Source organism: Streptomyces sp. NPDC004031, from assembly GCF_053604375.1.
The window spans coordinates 1-18,096 of the sequence record NZ_JBSGHL010000059.1 but is presented as its reverse complement, the minus strand read 5'-3'; the positions used below and the strand labels follow the sequence as shown (position 1 = coordinate 18,096).

The 18,096-nt window shown below is 72.8% G+C and carries 15 protein-coding genes and 3 pseudogenes; 9 read left to right on the top strand and 9 right to left on the bottom strand.

Annotation, left to right across the window (positions count from 1 at the left end):
* Positions 1-112 precede the first annotated feature (112 nt).
* Positions 113-802, bottom strand: coding sequence for a histidine phosphatase family protein (locus tag ACWERV_RS29490; protein WP_398192753.1), 690 nt, complete (start codon positions 800-802; stop codon positions 113-115).
* On the bottom strand, positions 799-2,106 hold the full coding sequence (gene hemL, locus ACWERV_RS29485; protein WP_452938765.1) for a glutamate-1-semialdehyde 2,1-aminomutase: 1,308 nt from the start codon (positions 2,104-2,106) through the stop codon (positions 799-801). Before hemL ends, ACWERV_RS29490 begins: the two co-directional genes overlap by 4 nt.
* A gap of 412 nt (positions 2,107-2,518) precedes the next feature.
* Here hemL and ACWERV_RS29480 point away from each other — a divergent pair, with 412 nt between their 5' ends.
* A complete protein-coding gene (locus ACWERV_RS29480; RefSeq protein WP_167987017.1) occupies positions 2,519-2,947 on the top strand; it encodes a hypothetical protein in 429 nt (142 codons plus the stop codon).
* 91 nt (positions 2,948-3,038) lie between these two features.
* Here ACWERV_RS29480 and ACWERV_RS29475 read toward each other — a convergent pair whose 3' ends face one another.
* From ACWERV_RS29475 to ACWERV_RS29465, 3 genes are all read right to left on the bottom strand, one after another.
* Positions 3,039-3,302, bottom strand: a complete 264-nt coding sequence (locus tag ACWERV_RS29475; protein ID WP_398192751.1) for a hypothetical protein — start codon at positions 3,300-3,302, stop codon at positions 3,039-3,041.
* Positions 3,303-3,413: 111 nt separating this feature from the next.
* The gene (locus ACWERV_RS29470) at positions 3,414-4,268 is read right to left on the bottom strand and encodes an SCO2400 family protein (protein ID WP_452938760.1); all 855 of its coding nucleotides are present in this window, start codon (positions 4,266-4,268) and stop codon (positions 3,414-3,416) included.
* A 157-nt stretch (positions 4,269-4,425) separates the two neighbouring features.
* Positions 4,426-4,992 (bottom strand): dihydrofolate reductase family protein, encoded by a 567-nt coding sequence (locus ACWERV_RS29465; protein WP_452938757.1) that lies wholly within the window; start codon positions 4,990-4,992, stop codon positions 4,426-4,428.
* A gap of 219 nt (positions 4,993-5,211) precedes the next feature.
* On the opposite strand from ACWERV_RS29465, the gene ACWERV_RS29460 reads away from it, so the two are divergent.
* The 5 genes from ACWERV_RS29460 (at position 5,212) to ACWERV_RS29440 (ending at position 9,056) form a co-directional block, all read left to right on the top strand.
* Entirely contained in the window at positions 5,212-5,856 is a 645-nt protein-coding gene (locus ACWERV_RS29460; RefSeq protein WP_452938755.1) for a cyclodeaminase/cyclohydrolase family protein, read from the top strand.
* A gap of 149 nt (positions 5,857-6,005) precedes the next feature.
* On the top strand, positions 6,006-6,890 hold the full coding sequence (locus tag ACWERV_RS29455; protein ID WP_452938753.1) for a bifunctional 5,10-methylenetetrahydrofolate dehydrogenase/5,10-methenyltetrahydrofolate cyclohydrolase: 885 nt from the start codon (positions 6,006-6,008) through the stop codon (positions 6,888-6,890).
* 75 nt (positions 6,891-6,965) lie between these two features.
* The gene (locus ACWERV_RS29450) at positions 6,966-7,469 is read left to right on the top strand and encodes a hypothetical protein (RefSeq protein WP_452938750.1); all 504 of its coding nucleotides are present in this window, start codon (positions 6,966-6,968) and stop codon (positions 7,467-7,469) included.
* Between the two features lie 80 nt (positions 7,470-7,549).
* Positions 7,550-8,314, top strand: coding sequence for an SDR family NAD(P)-dependent oxidoreductase (locus ACWERV_RS29445; RefSeq protein WP_452938747.1), 765 nt, complete (start codon positions 7,550-7,552; stop codon positions 8,312-8,314).
* 256 nt (positions 8,315-8,570) lie between these two features.
* Positions 8,571-9,056 (top strand): phospholipase, encoded by a 486-nt coding sequence (locus ACWERV_RS29440; RefSeq protein ID WP_452938744.1) that lies wholly within the window; start codon positions 8,571-8,573, stop codon positions 9,054-9,056.
* A gap of 55 nt (positions 9,057-9,111) precedes the next feature.
* Here ACWERV_RS29440 and ACWERV_RS29435 read toward each other — a convergent pair.
* Both ACWERV_RS29435 and ACWERV_RS29430 read right to left on the bottom strand, forming a co-directional pair.
* Positions 9,112-9,792 (bottom strand): annotated as a pseudogene (locus ACWERV_RS29435) (polysaccharide lyase family 7 protein); the annotation flags it as partial.
* A 48-nt stretch (positions 9,793-9,840) separates the two neighbouring features.
* A pseudogene (locus ACWERV_RS29430) lies at positions 9,841-10,296 on the bottom strand (ricin-type beta-trefoil lectin domain protein); the annotation flags it as partial.
* A gap of 251 nt (positions 10,297-10,547) precedes the next feature.
* Between ACWERV_RS29430 and ACWERV_RS29425 the strand changes: the two are divergent.
* Genes ACWERV_RS29425 through ACWERV_RS29415 form a run of 3 tightly spaced genes read left to right on the top strand, consistent with a single transcriptional unit; the run spans position 10,548 to position 16,123 of the window.
* The gene (locus tag ACWERV_RS29425; RefSeq protein ID WP_452938741.1) at positions 10,548-13,253 is read left to right on the top strand and encodes an HYR domain-containing protein; all 2,706 of its coding nucleotides are present in this window, start codon (positions 10,548-10,550) and stop codon (positions 13,251-13,253) included.
* 39 nt (positions 13,254-13,292) lie between these two features.
* Positions 13,293-14,030, top strand: a complete 738-nt coding sequence (locus ACWERV_RS29420; protein WP_452938739.1) for a DUF4255 domain-containing protein — start codon at positions 13,293-13,295, stop codon at positions 14,028-14,030.
* Positions 14,027-16,123 (top strand): ATP-binding protein, encoded by a 2,097-nt coding sequence (locus tag ACWERV_RS29415; RefSeq protein ID WP_452938736.1) that lies wholly within the window; start codon positions 14,027-14,029, stop codon positions 16,121-16,123. The genes ACWERV_RS29420 and ACWERV_RS29415 overlap by 4 nt, the downstream gene beginning before the upstream one ends.
* 18 nt (positions 16,124-16,141) lie before the next feature.
* Here ACWERV_RS29415 and ACWERV_RS29410 read toward each other — a convergent pair whose 3' ends face one another.
* On the bottom strand, positions 16,142-16,567 hold the full coding sequence (locus tag ACWERV_RS29410) for a hypothetical protein (RefSeq protein WP_452938733.1): 426 nt from the start codon (positions 16,565-16,567) through the stop codon (positions 16,142-16,144).
* 46 nt (positions 16,568-16,613) lie between these two features.
* A pseudogene (locus ACWERV_RS29405) lies at positions 16,614-18,096 on the bottom strand (hypothetical protein); the annotation flags it as partial.

The window sequence follows — 18,096 nt, the reverse complement described above, 5'->3', positions numbered from 1 at the left end:
GCGCCCCGGTGGGGGCTGAGCGCGCAGTTCTCCCCCAGAGCTTCGCCTGGGGGTACCCCCACGCGCCCCTGAAAAACGGGTGCCGCCCCCCGCGAAGGGGGCTCTCAGGGGCCTACGCCCCGAACGCCTTGCTCGCCCCCTTCGGGGCCTTCGCCCCGCCCCCACGCAAGTGCACGGGCACAAGATCGATCGCCGGCTCCGAATAGCCGACGGACACGATCTCGTCCCCCCGATACGTAAAGCTCGTGAGGCTCGCCAGCGTGCACTGCCGCCTGCGCGGGTCGTGCCACAGGCGCCTGCGCTCGGCCCATGAGCGCACGACCCAGATCGGCAGCTGGTGGCTGACGGCCACCGCCTCGTGCCCGCGCGCACCGTCCCGCGCGGCGGCCAGCGCCGCGCTCATCCGGACGACCTGGTCGACGTACGGCTCGCCCCAGCTGGGGCGGAAGGGGTTGGTCAGGTACTTCCAGTTCGCGGGGCGGCGCAGCGCGCCGTCGCCGATGCCGAAGGTCTTGCCCTCGAAGATGTTCTGCGCCTCGATGAGGCGGTCGTCGGTGGCGAGCTCCAGGCCGTGCGCCGCGGCGACCGGTGTCGCCGTCTCCTGCGCGCGTTCCAGCGGCGAGGCGACGACGTAGGTGATGTCGCGGTCGGCGAGGTGCTCGGCGACCCGGTCGGCCATCTTGCGGCCCAGCTCGGAGAGGTGGTAACCCGGCGCGCGGCCGTACAGCACCCCGTCGGGGTTGTGGACCTCGCCGTGGCGCATCAGGTGCACCACGGTCAGCTCGTCGGTCCCGGAACTCATGCGCGCGCCTCCGCTGCGGCTCGTGCGGCGGCCGGCAGTGCCGCGGCGACGCGCTCCACGGCCCGCTCGTGGTGCGTGGTGGACACGAACCAGGACTCGAACGCGGACGGGGGCAGGTAGACGCCCTGCGCCAGCATCGAGTGGAAGAACGGGGTGAAGCGGTACGCCTCCTGGCGCTTGGCCGCCTCGAAGTCACGGACGTCGTCGTCCGTGAAGAAGACGGAGAACATACTGCCCGCCGTCTGGATCCGGTGCGCGACCCCCTCCTTGGCCAGGGCCTCGGTGACCAGCGAGCGGATCTGCGCGGAGACGGCGTCGAGGTGCGCGTAGGCCGCGTCGTCCAGCAGCCGCAGCTGGGCGAGACCGGCGGCGGTGGCCACCGGGTTGCCGGACAGGGTGCCTGCCTGGTAGACGGGCCCGGCCGGGGCGAGCAGGGCCATGACGTCGGCGCGGCCGCCGAAGGCCGCCGCCGGAAAGCCGCCGCCCATGACCTTGCCGAAGGTCATGAGGTCGGGGCGGACGCCGTCCAGGCCGTACCAGCCGGCGGCGCTGACCCGGAAGCCCGTCATGACCTCGTCGGAGACGTAGAGGGCGCCGTCGGCGGCGCACAGCTCCTTGAGGGCGGCGTTGAAGCCGTCGCGGGGCGGGACGACGCCCATGTTGCCGGGCGAGGCCTCGGTGATGACGCAGGCGATCTGGCCGGGGTGGGCGGCGAAGGCGGCCCGTACCGCGTCCAGGTCGTTGTACGGGAGCACGATCGTGTCGCCGGTCTGCGCGCCGGTCACGCCGGGGGTGTCGGGCAGTCCGAAGGTCGCCACGCCCGAACCGGCGGCGGCCAGCAGCGCGTCGACGTGACCGTGGTAGCACCCGGCGAACTTCACCACCTTCGCGCGCCCCGTGAACCCGCGGGCGAGCCGGATCGCGGACATGGTCGCCTCGGTGCCGGACGACACCAGCCGCACCTGCTCCAGCGGCTCGACCCGGGCCACCATCGCCTCGGCGAGCTCGACCTCGCCCGCTCCCGGGGTGCCGAAGGACGTGCCGCGCGTCACGGCGTCCTGCACGGCCGCGACGACCTCGGGGTGGGCGTGGCCGAGGATCATCGGGCCCCATGAGCAGACGAGGTCGACGTACTCGCGTCCGTCGGCGTCGGTCAGGTACGGACCCTTGCCGGACACCATGAAACGGGGCGTACCGCCCACGGCGCGGAAGGCGCGGACCGGGGAGTTCACGCCTCCTGGGGTCACGGCCGCCGCGCGGTCGAACAGTTCCTGGGACACTGGTGCTTCGTACGGGTAGCTCACGGATACATGGTCTCAAACGCCGGGCGTTGCGCGACAACGTCTCAACCGTGCATCTGACACGATGATCGGGTTGCATGGTTGGGGCGGCAGATGGTCGGGTAGTGGAATGCAGCAACGGGGTGGCGGTCCGGGCGAAGAGCCGGGAGAGCACGTACCCGACCCCGAGGACGCCGGCCCGACCGGAAAACGCCGTCGCGCCCCGCAGGACCGGCGGAACGCACAGAATTCACAGAGCCCGCAGAACGCGCAGGATCCGCAGAACCGACACGCAGCAGAGCCGAGCAGTCCAGCACCACGCGATCCAGAACACCACGAGCAACAGCAACACCGCGAGCCGCGCGACGAGCGAGACCGGCGCGGGCGCGGACGCCGAACGACCGCAGAGGGCAGGAGCAGGGGTGGCCGAGTGGGGGTGACCTACAAGTACTTCGGCGCGCCCGACGGTGCGACCGCGGCGCGCGTGCCGATCTCCATGCGCCCCGAGGAGCTCGGCGGCGACGAACTCGGCCAGGGCATGTACACCAAGGTCAAGCCGGAGACGATGGCCGCGATGGTCCTCACGGGCATCGAGGGCATACCCCCGAACAAGGTCCCGCCGCTCGAACTCGTCGTCCTGCACCCCGACTACGCCGTGGTCCGGCTGCCCGCCTCCGTCGTGGAGCCGCTGCGCAACGCCAACGAGGAATCCCTCGGCGCCGCCGCCTTCATATGGTCCACGGTCCCCGACCGGCGCGGCCCGCGCGACGCGTTCGTCATCTACCAGATGCTGCACGAATGGCAGGACTTCGCCCGCCGCTGCCAGGAATCCGGCCACCAGCTCTACTGCCTGGTCTGGCCCTAGGTCCGGTCGTTCGGTCCGGCGCCCGGCCGTCCGGACCGTCGCCGGTCCCGTCGCCGGTCCCGGCCGCGTCCCGGAGGTCTCCGGGGTCTCCTCACCGCCCGCCCGCGCCGGCCGCCGTGCCCGGTGTCTCCTCCGCCGCGTCCCACGCGAGCGCCTTGAGCTGCATACGGGCCGCGGGCCCGCAGTCGGGCACGGTCGCCCAGAACGGGTGCGCGGTCACCAGCACGGACAGCCGCACCAGGCGGCGGCGCAGCACCGTGGTCCGAGTGCCTGCGGATGCGGCGAGTTGGCGATAGGTGACGTACCACTCGCGCTGCGCCTGGACGAGGTCGGCGGGAAAGGTGTGGTGGTGCATGCCCGGGATTCAACCACACGGTCGAACGTTTGTACGAGACGCGTGGCCCACATGACCGCAGCGTGTCGCGCACACCACCCGGACCGCGCAATCCGCGGCCCGGCCGCCGGCTCACAGGCAGAGGACCAGGACGCAGATCTCGTGCGGCGGCGTCGTCGGGTCGGTCCCGGCCGGGGGCGTCGAGGTGGCGGGCGGCGGGGTCGCGGAGTCGGTCGGCGCGGGCGTGGTCGCCGTCGGCTGCGGGGCCGCGCTCGTGGGAGCCGGCCGGGCCGCGGACGCCGACGGGGCAGGCTGCGACTGCTGCGCGCCGTCCGCCGCCTGCCGCGGGGCCCGCGTGCGCGGCACGAGCGGGACGGAGCGGGTGTGGCCGGGCGTCGAGGTGGCCGCCGGGTGCGGGGGCGCCGGGGTGCCGGTACGGGACGGGGCCGCGGTAGCGGGCGGCGCGGTGGTGGCGGGCGAGGTCACGGTGGGCAGGGCGTCGCCGACCGGGGTGTCGGGGGCCGCGGCGGCGTTCGTCGTACCGCCGGAGCCGCCGCCGGTCGGCATCGCGGCGATGGTCAGGCCGCCGCCCGCCAGCGCGACCGCGGTCGCCGCGACCGCGCGGCGGCGGTTCCGCCGCCAGCGGGCCTGCGCGTGCCGCCGGGCCGCCCGTCCGCCGCCCGCGCCCGCCGCGGGCAGCGCCCCGGGCAGTGGCTCGGGCTGCGGCTCGGCTGCCGGAGGTCCGGGCGCGGGAAGCGGCCGCGGGCCGTCCGTCACCGGGGCCTCCGTCCGTATCGCGGACAGCGCCGACCTGGCCGGAGTCGTGTACGCCGCGGGACCCGTTTCGGATTCCGGTATCGGCCCGTCCGCGAAATGCGGCGCCCGGTAGGCGGACGCGGGCGGTGCGATATCAGGCGCATAGGCGCCGCAACCCGGGCATACCAGCGCCCCGTTGAGGTTGCGGCGGCATTGGTAGCAGTAGTCCATCGTCTGTTTCCTGCCATGGTTTTCTGTGCTGCCTCGGGTGACCACAAAACGCTAACAGCGGCACCGCGAGGCACTGCGGGGCAGTTGTGAGGCTTTCGAAAAGATCCCCCGCGCAATTCCGGCGAAGTCACCGTCAACCTCGCACCTGGCGTGGCGCTCAGCCGCGGTCGCGCGCATAGCGCAGCAGCACCACCCCGTTCCCGAACGTCCGGCTCTCGGTCAGCCGCAGCCGGGTGCGGTCGGCGGCGGCCGGGAAGAGCCGCTTGCCCGAGCCCAGCAGCACCGGGTGCACGTAGATCAGGTACTCGTCGATCAGGTCGTGCGCGGCGAACGCGGCGGCCAGTTCCGCGCCGCCCAGCGCGAGATCGCCGCCCGGACGCGCCTTGAGGGCCTCGATCTCGGCGGGCACCACCTCGTGCGCCACCGTCGCGTTCCACGCCGCCTCACGCAGCGTGCGGGAATACACGATCTTGGGCATCTCCCGCCAGATCCGGGCGAATTCCCGGACCGGGGCCGGGGCGTGCGGATCCTCGTCGGCGGTCGGCCAGTATTCGGCCATGAGTTCGTACGTGACGCGCCCGTCGAGAAATGCGCCCATGTCACGCAGCTGATCATTGAAGTACCCGTGCAGCTCGTCGTCCACGAGATGCCAGTCGATCTCCCGGTTCGGCCCCTCCATGAAACCGTCGAGCGAAACCGACATCGCCACTACGATTTTCCGCACCGTGCCGCACTCTCCTCTCCGTGTTCGCGTCCGCGCCCGAAGCCGCGGCTCGTCCGGGTGTTCGCACTCCCGGTATCCGGATACTCCTTCCCGGATTGTGCCGCGGGGGTCCGACAATGCGGTGTCACCAGCGCTTTCGGCACGCGCGATAGGCTGCGGACGTAAACCGGAGGACGTACCGCCGGAAGGCGGCAGCGAGACGGCGGGGAGGACGGCACGGTGGACGGGACGGCCCGGGGGGCGCGGATCCAGGACGACACGGTCGGCGGCTACCTGGAGCGGCTGGCCGCCCGCGTACCGGCCCCGGGCGGGGGCGCCGCCGCGGCGCTGCACGCCGCGCAGGGCGCCGCGCTGCTGGCCATGGTCGCCCGCTACTCGACCGGCGAGAAGTACGCCGCGCACGCCGCGGCGATCGGGCGGATCACCGCCGAGAGCGACGAGCTGCGCACGACCGCGCTGGACCTCGCCGCGGCCGACGCCGCCGCCTTCACGGCGGTGACGGACGCGTACGCGCTGCCGCGCGGCGACGACGCGCAGAAGGCCGCGCGCTCGGCGGCCGTCGCGCGGGCTCTCGTGGGCGCGGCCGAGCCGCCGGGCGCGGTCGTCGCGGTGGTCCGCCGGCTCGTCGCCCTCGCCGAGGAGCTGCTGCCGATCGGCAACCGCAACGTCGTCACGGACGTCGCCGCCGCCGCGGAGGCCGCGCGCGCCGCCGCGACCACCGCCCGCGTCAACGTCGAGATCAACCTCGGCGGCATCAAGGACCCCGACACCCGCGCCGCCCTGGCCGCGACCGTCGGGGACGTGGACGACCTCGCGGCCCGCGCCGCGGCGGTGACCGACTCCGTCCGCGCGTCCCTGGCCTGACGGCCGCCCCGCAGCACGTACCGTCGGCCCCCGCCACGTACCGCCGCGCCCCGCGGCACGTACCCCCGGCCCCGCGGCGTGCACCGCCGCAGCCCCCACCGCGTACCGCCCGCCCCGCACCACGTACCGCCCAGCGAGGAGTACCGCCCATGAGCGACAGCACCGCATCCCTCACCGGCGCCGAGTGCGCGGCCGGGTTCCGCGCGGAGGCGCGGGAGATCGCCGAGCGGCTGGTACGCGAGGGCGGGGCGGCGCCGCGGCTGGTGGTCGTGGTGGCGACGGAGGACGAGAGCAGCGCGTGGTACGTGCGCTCCATCACCCGGGCCGCCGCGAAGGCGGGCATCGTCTGCGACACCGTCACGCTGCCCCCGGACACCGAACCGGACCTGATCCGCGAGCAGTTGGCGACGCTGAGCGGCGACGCGACGGTGCACGGGATCATCCTCCAGACGCCGCTGCCGCCCGGCGCGTCCGCCGCCGACCTGGCCGGGGCCATCGCGCCGGGCAAGGACGTGGACGGCGCCAACCCGCTGAGCCTGGGGCGGCTCGCCGCCGGACTGCCCGCCTTCGCCCCGGCCACCGCCGAGGCCGTCGTCCGGCTGCTGGACGCGCACGGGCTCGCGCTCGCGGGGCGTACGGTCACGGTCGTCGGCCGCTCCACGGTCGTCGGCAAGCCGCTGGCCCACCTGCTGCTGGACCGCGACGCGACCGTGACCGTCTGCCACTCCAGGACCGCCGACCTGGCCGCGGTCACACGCGGCGCGGACGTCGTGGTGGCCGCCGCCGGGCGTCCCGGGCTCGTCACCGCCGAGCACCTCGCGCCCGGCGCGGTCGTGGTCGACGTCGGCACCAACCCCACCGAGGACGGCGGCCTGACCGGCGACGTGGACGCGGACTCCGTGCGGGATGTGGCCGCGGCCCTCTCCCCCGTGCCCGGCGGCGTCGGCCCGGTCACCACGGCGCTGCTGCTGCGGCACACCGCCCTGGCGGCGGAGGCGGCGCAGCAGCCGGGGAGCACACGCGTCACGCCGTAGCCGTGACATCTGTCATGGCCGGGTCCGGACGGACGGCTCTGCCGCCGGTACCCCGCCGGCCGCGATGCTCGTGTCATGACGATCACCGAGGCACTTCCCGCGACGGACACCCCTTCTGACGCCCCGTCGGCCGACGCCGCCGCTCCCGTGGAAACCGCGCGGGCGGCGGGGGGCGCCGCGGACTTCCGGCCCGTCCCGGTGTGGTTCTTCGCCTTCGAGGGGCTCATGGGCGCGTCCTTCGACATCCTCAAGGCGCATCCGGACGGCTGGATGGTCATCGCCGCGTGCGCGGCCGTGAACCTGGTGCTGGCCTCCACCGTGCTGCGCGGGCGGCTGAAGATGGCCAAGGCGATGCTCAAGGGCAAGCGCACCCGCAAGATCGCGCTCGGGCTGATCGCGCTGCGGCTCGGCCTGCACGTCCTGCTCGGCGCGGTCGGCATGCACGCGACGTCCGGCTGGGCGCACCTGGCCCTCGCCGCCGGGATGTGCGGCGCCACGGTGGGGCTGCTGGCCTTCGACCAGCGGGTCATGCTGCGGGCCCTGTGCGCGGAGCAGGCGGCCGCGTCCACCGCGCGCTGACCCCCCGGGGCGCGGCCGGGCCCGCCGGAGCCGCCGCATATGCTGCGGGGCAGGACGCCCGCACCCCGAGAGGCAGCAGCATGAGCACCCGTACCGCAGTGGTCACCGGCGCGAGCAGCGGAATCGGTGCCGCCACCGCCCGCAGGCTGGCCGGGGCCGGTTTCCACGTGGTGCTCACCGCGCGCCGCACCGACCGCCTCGACGCGCTCGCGGCGGAGCTGGGGGCCGCGGGTCACAGCGTGTCCGTGCACGCCCTGGACGTGACGGACCGGGCGGCGGTCGACGCCTTCGCGGCGGATCTGGCGGAGCTGCCCCCCGTGCACGTCCTGGTCAACAACGCGGGCGGCGCCCTCGGCACCGACCCGGTCGCGACCGCGGACCCGGCCGACTGGCGGGCGATGTACGAGGTCAACGTCCTGGGTGTGCTGAACGTCACGCAGGCCCTGCTGCCCGCCCTCAGCGCCTCCGGTGACGGCACGATCGTGGTGCTGTCCTCGACCGCGGGCCTGGCGACGTACGAGGGCGGCGGCGGTTACGTGGCCGCCAAGCACGGCGCGCACGTCATCGCCGAGACGCTGCGGCTGGAGCTGAACGGCCACCCGGTGCGGATCATCGAGATCGCGCCCGGCATGGTCAGGACCGAGGAGTTCGCCCTCACCCGCTTCCGCGGCGACACCGACCGCGCCGACGCCGTGTACGCGGGCGTCGCCGAGCCGCTGACCGCGGACGACGTCGCCGACACCGTCTGCTGGGCCGTCACCCGCCCCTCGCACGTCAACGTGGATCTGCTGGTGCTGCGCCCGCGCGCGCAGGCGTCCAACTACAAGGTCCACCGGGAGCAGTAGCCGCTCCCGCCTCCGGAAGGCCCGGCGCACACCGCGCCGGGCGGGCGCGCACGGGCGCGTGCACCGGCTCCTGACGGCACGTCACTTTCCTTCGGGTTCACCCGCACCGGGCGGTTACCGGCGCGTAGATGACGGGAACCATTTCCGCGCGGCTCTTCGCGCGTAGACCCGTACGTCACTCCGACCCCGTTGACTCGTTGGCTCGTGCGAAGAACCGGACACCCCGTCAGTGCCCCACCACCGCCCGGAGGTTCACATGCGCCGCTCCCGCCGTCTGGCCTTACCGCTGGCCGCCGCGTCCCTCGCCCTGCCCGCCGTCCTGACCGCCGCGTCCCCCGCGGGCGCCGCCCCCGCCGACAAGCCGCAGGTGCTCAGCAGCTGGACGCAGACCAGCGCCGCGAGCTACAACGCCTGGCTCGCCGCCCGCAACAACCAGGCCGCCTGGTCGGCGTACGGCTTCGACTGGTCGACGGATTACTGCTCCGACTCCCCCGACAACCCGCTCGGCTTCCCCTTCAAACTCTCCTGCGCCCGCCACGACTTCGGCTACCGCAACTACAAGAAGGCGGGCACCTTCACCGCCAACAAGGCCCGGCTGGACAACATGCTCTACGCCGACCTCAAGCGCGTCTGCGCCGCCTACTCCGGTGTGACCAAGTCCGCGTGCGACTCGACGGCGTGGACGTACTACCACGCCGTCGACATCTTCGGCAGCGCCACGCCTGCCGCGCGGCGCGGCTGAACCACCCGGCGGGCCGGGGCCGTTGTCCCCTCCGGCCCCGGCCCGCCGGTCCCCGTCAGCTGTGGGCGACGGTGAGCGCGTAGAAGGCGACGCGCGCGCCGTTGGTCGTGCTGTCCGAGGAGGACTGGTTGTACGAACCCGCCTTGAAGTACTGCTTGTAGGCGTTGAACGACGACGGGATCGGGTAGTGCGTGACGCTCCCGTTGACCGTCAGGTCGATCGTGTTGCCGCCCGAGACGGCGATCGTGTAGCTCCACTTCGTCCCGACGGCGACATGGCCGACCGTGTGCGTCGTCTGGCCGCCGTCCGGGGAGTTCTCCACGCCCGCGACGATGTCGCCGTTGGAGTGGTAGTACAGCTCGATGAGCGGCTTGGTGGAGGTGCCGCCCGACCCCAGGTGGATCTGCCCGACGCACACGTTGGACGTCACCGACACCACGCGCAGCGTCGCGTCCATCCGGTGCGACCCGGCGAGCGACCAGTCGGCGGCGCTGCCGCTGCGGTTCATCTCGCGCAGCTCGGAGCGCGCGTAGTTGGAGTTGGGCGTGGTGACGCCCTTCTCCGGCGCCCAGAAGGTCATCGCACCGTCGGAGCCGTCGGTGAAGAAGTACGTGTCCTGGTAGCCGCCCGCGCCCTGGAGGCGGGAGGAGGAGATCGTCGTCGGCGAGCCGGGCGAGCCGACCGGCTCCTGGAGCTCCCACACCCCGAGGTCGAAGTTGCCGCCGGGCGCGACGCCGGTGTTCAGCCCGCCGCCGGGGGACGTCGAACCCCCCACCGTCCACTGCTGGTTGGACGCGCCCGTGCACGTCCAGATCTGCAGCCGGTTGCCGTTGGCGCTGGACTTGTCCGTGGCGTCCAGGCACTTGCCCGAGCCGCCGTTGACCAACTGGCCACCGCTGTACGTCCACGCCTGCGCCGCCGTGCCGTTGCAGTCGTAGAGCTGCACCTTCGCGCCACTGGCCGTCGAACCGCCCGTGACGTCCAGGCACTTGCCGAGGGCCCGCACGGTGCTGTCGGAACCGCCGGTCGTCCAGCTCTGCGCGGAGGTGCCGTTGCAGTCGTAGAGCTGCACGGCCGTGCCGTTGGCGGTCGACGCGGCGGCGACGTCCACACACTTGCCGCCGAGCCCGGTGATCGGCCCGGACGTCGCCGCGACGGCCGCGGGCGACACGAGCACTCCGGCGGCCGCGGCCACACCCGCGGCGCTGACGGCCGCGAGCAGTTTCGGGAGGTATGCCATGGGTGGGGGTCCTTTGCCTAGATGGTCTAGTCCAAAGGGTGCGCCCCAGTTGAATAACACGCCCACGTCAGAGGCGTCAACGCCACGCGCCGCGCCAGGCGTTGGCGGCCGGTGGTCCGGCGGGCCCGAGCACCGGGTGTCCGATGAGGCAGCCCTTTCGTACCCGATGGTTTGACCCGCTCCGCGCTGCCCTTTCCGGCCCCCGCACGCGACGGTGTCGGCTGGTGCGATTTCCGGGAACGGGGGGTTCGGTGCGCAAGCGTCAGCACGTCGGCGGTGTCGGCGGCCACGAAGCCGGGACCGGTGCCGGTGCCGGTGCCGGTGCCCCGGGGGTGCGGCCCGGCCGGTCCGCGAGCCGCGCGCTGCGGCTCGGCACCCTGGTCGCCGGGCTCGTCCTCGTCGCCGGAGCCGCCCCCGGCCTGGCCGCGGGCCCGTCCACGTCCCCGGCGGCCGCCAACCAGCCCGTCCAGCCCCAGGTGGTGGACCAGGCGCTCGCGCCCGGGGAGTCCACGCACGTGGCGAAGACCGTGCAGACGCCGACGATCCCGCCGCGGCCGGACGTCGTGCTGATGATCGACGACACCGGCAGCATGAAGGACAGCATCAGCAACGTCGCCGGATCGATGCAGACCGTCGCCACGAACGTCCTCGCCCAGCAGCCCGGCGCACGCTTCGCGCTCACCGCGTACGGCGACGTGACGGACGGCGCGAAGGTCTTCACCGTGGAGCACCGACTGACCTCGGACGTCAGCGATGTGAGCGGGTGGTTCGACGACCTCGACGCGGAGCGCGGCTACGACAGCCCCGGACCCGCCGAGGACTGGATCAACGGGCTCTGGCAGATCGCCAACGGTGCGGACGGGCGGATCACCTTCCGCCCGGAGGCCAGCCCCATCGTCGTCCTCATCGGGGACGCCTCCAGCCACGACCCCAGCGTGGACCACTCGCTCGACTCCACCATCGGCGCCCTCAAGAACGCGGGCGTACGCGTCCTCGCCATCGACATCACGACCGACCTCGGCGACGGCCTCGACGGCGACGGCGACACCCCCGAGAACCACGAGGGCACCCACGACCCCGACGAGGCCACCAAGGTCGTGAACGCCACCGGCGGCAAGCTCATGTCGGGCGTGAACGAGAACGCCGTCGCCCAGGCCATCAGCGACGGCCTGGTCAACCTCCCCACCACCGTCACGTACCAGACCGTCGGCTGCGACCCCGCCCTCACCGTCAGCCTCGACCCCGCCACCAGGACGGTCACCAGCGGCGAGACCGCGTCCTTCGACGAGACGATCGCCGTCGCCCCCGACGCACCGCAGGGCGCCGAACTGACCTGCGCCGTGCAGTTCCTGCTCGACGGCAAGGTGCCCGGCGGCCAGGCCCCGGACGTCGTGACCGCGGCAGCCGTCCGGGGCAGATCCGGTACGAGCCCGGCCCGTACGCCGCCGTCCGGCACGGACGGCGTGACGGGCACACCCGCGGCCCCGCAGCGCGCGTCGGCGGACAGCCCGGCCGGCACCACCGGCGGAACGGGCCTCACGGCGGGCGCGGGCGGCGGCGGCGACGCGGCCTGCGGCCGGGGCCTGGTGGCCGGACTCGGCACCGGCCTGATCGCCGGCCCGGACGGCCTCGTGGCGGGCGCGGGCGCGGGCCTGCTCGGCGGCGTCACGGGCTGCGCCGCCGCGACGGGCGGCACGGACACGGACACCGGTACGTCCACGGGTACGACGACGACCGGGATCTCTGCGGGTACGTCGTCCGGGACGACGACCGGGACGACGACGGGCACGACCTCCGGGACCTCGTCCGGCACCACGACCGGCACCACCACGGGTACGTCCACGGGTACGACGACCGGGACGTCGTCCGGCACGACCACCGGCACCACGACGGGAACCACCACGGGCACCACCGCCGAGACCAGCGCGGGCACGTCAACCGGCACGTCGACCGGCACGTCAACGGGCACCACCACCGGCACCACCGGTGGGCCAGGGACGCCCTTGCCGGAGCCCGCCAACGACTACCAGGAGATCATCGGCATCGCCGTCCGCGACGTCACCGCCCCCGTCGTGACCGTCGACAACCGGTCCGTCGAGGCGCAGGGCTCCCAGGGCGCGCGCATCAGCTACACCGCGACCGCCGTGGACGGCGTGGACGGCCCGCTGCCCGTCACCTGCACGCCCGCCTCCGGGTCGCTCTTCCCGCTCGGCTCGACCACCGTCACGTGCACGGCGACCGACAGCGCGGGCAACACCGGCAGCGCGCAGGCGACGTTCACGGTGCTGCCGAAGCCCATCCCCGACCAGGCGGACCTGACCGTCCGCATCGGCGTCGGGCCCGCGCCGACGTACACGGGCGCGCGTACCGTCGCGCAGGTCACGATCAGCAACGCGGGGCCGCGCGCCGCGACCGGCGTGGTCGTGTCGTCGGTGTGGCCGGCGACCGCCGCGGGCGGGAGCAGCGTCGGGGCGCCGACGGCGTGCACGCCCGCGAAGCCGTGCACGATCCCGCCCGGCGGCCGGGTCACGCTGCTCCAGCAGGGCGTCTTCCACGTGCCGCTCACGGGCACGGTGCGGGTGAGCGTGCACGGCTCGCCCGCCGACCCGCGGACGGCGGACAACACCGCGACCGCGCCGATCCGCGTCCTCCAGCCGAAGCTGACGGTCAGCCCGTCGGTCGTCCGGCCCGGCGACGTGGTCGTGGTGCGCGGCACGGACTTCCCGCCCGGCACGGCCGTGCCGCTGGCGTGGAGCCGCGGGATCACCGCCCGGACCGATCCGGCGCTCGTCGCGCCGGACGGCACGTTCGCCGCGCAGGTGGTGGTCCTGCCGCGCGACCTGCTGGGCTCGCGGGACGTGACGGCCACGCCGGCCGGTTACGACCCGCCGGTGCCGCAGCCGGTGCTGGTCGTGCAACAGACCGTGCAGCCACCGGACTTCGCGGCCCGCAGCTGAACCCCGTCCGTACGAGCCGGCACGGCAGGAGGCACGCCCATGATCCATGAGGTCGACGAGGCCCTGCGCGCCCTCTTCCGCGCGGACCCGCTCGCGGGCGGCCAGGTCGCGGTCGTCTTCGACGCGCCCACCCGGGACTGGGCGGCCAAGGTCAACGCCCCCACCGTCAACCTCTACCTGTACGACATCCGCGAGGACATGCGGCGGCGCGAGCGCGGCCTGCTCAACGAGTACGACGAGCACGGCACCGTCACGGCCCGGCGCCGCCCGCCGCGCTACTTCAAGCTGTCGTACCTGATCACCGCCTGGACGCGCCGCCCGGAGGACGAACACCGGCTGCTGTCCTCGCTGTTGCTGTGCCTGCTGCGCTACGAGGCGCTGTCGCCCGAGCGGTTCAGCGGCACGCTGTCCGAACTCGGCATCTCCGTACCGATGAGCGTCGCCCTGCCGCCGCCGGAGGACCGGTCGTTCGCGGACGTGTGGAGCGCGCTCGGCGGCGAGTTGAAGCCGTCGCTCGACCTGGTGATCAGCGTGCCCGTGACGGAGTCGCCGGTGTACGCGGCGGGTCCGCCGGTCGGCGAGGACGGGCTGCGGCTCGGCTTCTCCGAGGGCGTCCCGCCGCCCGGGGCGTCAGCGGAGCACCCGCCCGCCCGGATGCCGTCCGGGGCCGAACTCCCCGTCTACGGCAGCAGGCCGAACGTCCCCCCGGCGCCGCCCCGCGAGCCGCGCGAGCCCCGCCGGTCGGGCATCACGTCCCGTGTGGCGGAGGACACGTGACGCCGGAGCCGTACGGCGTCGGCGCCGGGTCCGCCGACCTCAGCCTGCGGCACCTGCTCGCGCGGGCCGCGCTCGTCGAGGAGCGGGTGCGGCGCGCGGTGACCGCCCGGCAGGCGGTGGACCCGCAGCCGGACGACGCCTTCCGCGGGCTCTACCTCAGCGACGAGACGGTACGGCGGCTGCTGGACGAGGGCCGCTCGCTCGCCGGACCCGACCACACCGACGCCGAACGCCTCGCGGAGGCGGAGGCGCTGGCGGACGCGTCCGAGCACACCGGGCGCGACACGTCCCGGTTGCGGCACCTCGCCCGCACCTTCGGCCTCACCCCGCTCGACGTCGAGATCCTGCTCATCGCGCTCGTCCCCGACCTGGACGACCGCTTCGAGCAGTTCTACGGCTACCTCAACGACCATGTCGCGCGCTGCCGCCCCACCGTCGGACTCGCCCTCGGGCTGTGCGGGAGGGCGGCCGCCGATCCACGGGCGCGGGCCCGGCTCGCGCCGCAGGCGCCACTGCGGGCGGGCGGGCTGCTGGTCGTCGAGGAGGCCGAACGCCCTTTCCTGGGACGGTCGTTGCGCGTGCCCGACCGTGTCGCGGGCCATCTGCTCGGGGACGACACCCCCGACCCGCGGCTCGCCGACCTGCTCACGTCCTGGCACGACGTCCCCGGCGTCGGCGACCCGGACGTCCTCGCCCGCGCCCTCACCCACGGTGTCCGGCTGGCCCACCTGCGCGAGGACCAGGGCGGCGCCGGAACCGCGCTGGCCGCGGCGGCGCTGCCGCGCTCGGGCCACCCCGTCCTCGGTGTCGACCTCACCCGCCTGGCCCAGGACCCGCACCCCGCGGAAGCCGTCCGCGCCCTGGCCCGCGAGGCGCGGCTCACCGGCGCGGGCCTGGTGTGCGCGCCCCTCGAAGCGCTCACGCCCGAGCACACGGAGGCGCTGCGACTGCTGGCCGACACCGCGCCGCTCACCGTCCTGGTCGGGCGCACCCCCTGGGACGCCGCCTGGTCCGCGCGCCCTCCGCTGCTGCTGCACGCCCCCCGGGTGGACCCGGCGACCCGGGCCGCACTGTGGGCCCGCACCTACCAGGCCCCGGTGCCGGACGACCTCGACATACGGCGCACCCTCGCGCCCTTCCTCCTCACCCCGGACCAGATCACCCGCGCCGCCCGCTCCACCGCGCAGGCCGCGCTGCTCACGGACGGCCCGCTGGACGCCGACCACGTACGGGCCGGGGCCCGCGCCCAGAACGCGGCGGGCCTGGACCGGCTGGCCCGGCGCATCGAACCCGCCGTGGGCTGGGACGACCTCGTCCTGCCCGCCGACCCCCTCGCCCAGCTCCACGAACTGGCCGCCCGCGCACGGCACCGCGACCTCGTCCTCGGCGCGTGGGGCATGCGGCCGGGCGGCGGGCGCGGCCGCGGTGTCACCGCCCTGTTCGCCGGTGACTCCGGCACGGGCAAGACGATGTCCGCGGAGGTCGTCGCGAAGGACCTGGGGCTCGACCTCTACACGGTCGACCTGGCGACCGTCATCGACAAGTACATCGGCGAGACCGAGAAGAACCTCGAACGCATCTTCAGCGAAGCCGCGGGCGTCAACGGCGTCCTCCTCTTCGACGAGGCCGACGCGATCTTCGGCAAACGCTCGGAGGTCAAGGACGCGCACGACCGCTACGCCAACGTCGAGAGCGCGTACCTGCTCCAGCGGATGGAGACCTTCGACGGCCTGGCCATCCTCGCGACGAACCTGCGCGCCAACCTCGACGACGCCTTCACCCGCCGCCTCGACCTCGTCGTCGACTTCCCCCTCCCCGACGCGGACCAACGCCACCTCCTCTGGCACCGCGCCCTCCACCCCGTCCTCCCCCCGTCGTCCCCCCTCGACCTCGCCTTCTGCGCCGAATCCTTCGAGCTGGCCGGCGGCAACATCCGCTCCGTCGCCGTGACCGCCGCCTACCTCGCGGCAGAAGCCGGCACCCCCCTGACGATGCCGATGCTCATCCACGCGGTGCAGCGCGAATACCAGAAGCTCGGCCGCCTGACCCTCCCCTCCGAATTCGGCGAGTACGCGCACCTGCTCACGACGTGAGCCCAGGGTGCAAAGCCCTCAGGCCCAGGGGGGCGCACCTTCGTCGTCGGCGATCTGCCGATCGAGCTCGTCTCCGTACGCCCGGTCCTCGATCAGATCCGCCTCGGTGGCGACACGCCATCGGACGGGTCCGAGGGTAGTGAGCATGTCCGCGAAAGCCTCACTGACGCGCACTACTTCCAGCGGCTTCCTCTCGGCCGCCTCCAGGAATCTGACGTCCTCGATCCTGCTCTCCAACAGGTAGGACTCGCCCCACTTGAAGAGTCCGATATGCATTCCGAGCGAGTTCGCCACCAGAGCAGGAACGTCCTCGAATTCTCCCTCTTCGAAGGTGAGATTCAGCGCCTGCTCAACCGCATTCCGCACACGTCCGAACGACTCGCTCGCGTTCGCCCGGACCGAGAATTCAAGAACTTTCACCACGACACCCTCCAAGGCGCGCACCCGTCATCCGCGATGATCCTAGCCCACTCGATGGGGATGGAGCAGTTCATTGCCCGGGTTCGCTCCGGCGCAGGATCACCTTGGAATCGCCGATCCCCTTGACTTCCGGAAATGCGCCCTGCAGCGCCTGTGCGACTCGAAGACTGAGCCTGAGAAGTTCTGGCGCGTAGACAGCGTCGCCCTTGATCCATTTCGTCCGCTGCCCGAGCCCCTTACGTTCCGCAATTCTTTCAAAATCCTCGGGGTCGATCACGTACATATCAACGTCGAAGTCCTTCGGATCGTAATGGGTCTTCCCCTTCTGCGGGCCACGCCAGCCGGACTCCATGCTGCCCCGATACTGGATCGGATTTCCCCGGTACCGGAAGCCCCCGACAACCGACTCGATGAGCTGCTTCTTCCTGTCGAACTCCTCCTTCCAGATCTCTACACCCTTGACATTGATCGTTCTGTTGATCGCCTCGGGCTCGAGGTCAGGTATACCGGTCTTCGCAGCCCACTCCTTGAGATTCTGCAGAGCCTGCTCCGCCTGCGAGGTCATCCGGCTGATTCTGTCCGTGGCAGCCGACGGGCGGTTCGGCTCCCCACGCGCCGGATACCATTCCTTGTAGATGCTCCTGAACGTGGCCACATTGTCCCGAGTGAACGACTCCAGCCAGGGAAGTATCTGAGCCTCATAGCCCGCCTTCACCTTCGGATCCTCAATGGATTCGATGTAGTGCCTGAAGTAGTCGATCCTGGCGTGCGCCGTACTGAACTTCTCCGTAAGGTCCCTGGGATTGACGGACGCCATGACGACATCGACGTCGCCCCCCTTGGGGGTGAAGGTGAGGGAATGGGAATCACCGACCATGTCGAACGGCACCCGGACGACGGGCCGATCACCTGAGGCCGGTGCGTCCTTTCCATCACCCTTGCCCCTGCCCTCGTTCTTCTTCTTGCCGAACTTCGACTTGAGCTTCGCCCAGATCTTCTTGCCGATCTTGGCGATGAAGCCGACGATTTTGTCGATGACGCGGTTGACGGGTCTGGCGACGGCGTGGAAGACGGATTTGACTTTGGATGCGAGGTTGCCGATGCCGAGGAGGGAGGCGAGGAGGCCGAGGAGGGTGGGGATGGCGGCGGCGAGGGCTGTTTCGACCATTTTGGGGACGCCGGCGGTGCCGCCGTTCGCGATGGCGATGACGGCGTCGAGGACGGCTTGCACGAACTCGACGACCTGGGCGCCCTGGTTGATGACGAAGGAGACGATGTCGACGATGGCTTTGACGGCGCGGACGAACGCGGAGGCGGGGTTGAGGAGGGAGAGGATCCAGGTGATGCCGGCGATGATGACGGTGGGGATCAGGTAGGTGGTGAGTTTGCCGAGGATGGTGGCTTTGAGGTCGCCGGTCTCCTTGACGATCTCCTGCTCGACCCCGGCCGGGCCTTCCCTGGCGAGTTTCTGGGCGACGGGCACGGATTTCTCGACCTCGGTCATGGCCTGGTCGGGGATGCCCTTGGCGGTGATGCGGGCGCGGATGTTGGCC

Bases quoted from the DNA above. Each gene is read 5' to 3' on its own strand.
- ACWERV_RS29490 (WP_398192753.1), bottom strand. From the start codon at position 802: ATGAGTTCCGGGACCGACGAGCTGACCGTGGTGCACCTGATGCGCCAC.
- ACWERV_RS29475 (WP_398192751.1), bottom strand. From the start codon at position 3,302: ATGCACCACCACACCTTTCCCGCCGACCTCGTCCAGGCGCAGCGCGAG.
- ACWERV_RS29470 (WP_452938760.1), bottom strand. From the start codon at position 4,268: ATGGACTACTGCTACCAATGCCGCCGCAACCTCAACGGGGCGCTGGTA.
- ACWERV_RS29455 (WP_452938753.1), top strand. From the start codon at position 6,006: ATGAGCGACAGCACCGCATCCCTCACCGGCGCCGAGTGCGCGGCCGGG.
- ACWERV_RS29450 (WP_452938750.1), top strand. From the start codon at position 6,966: ATGACGATCACCGAGGCACTTCCCGCGACGGACACCCCTTCTGACGCC.
- ACWERV_RS29445 (WP_452938747.1), top strand. From the start codon at position 7,550: ATGAGCACCCGTACCGCAGTGGTCACCGGCGCGAGCAGCGGAATCGGT.
- ACWERV_RS29440 (WP_452938744.1), top strand. From the start codon at position 8,571: ATGCGCCGCTCCCGCCGTCTGGCCTTACCGCTGGCCGCCGCGTCCCTC.
- ACWERV_RS29420 (WP_452938739.1), top strand. From the start codon at position 13,293: ATGATCCATGAGGTCGACGAGGCCCTGCGCGCCCTCTTCCGCGCGGAC.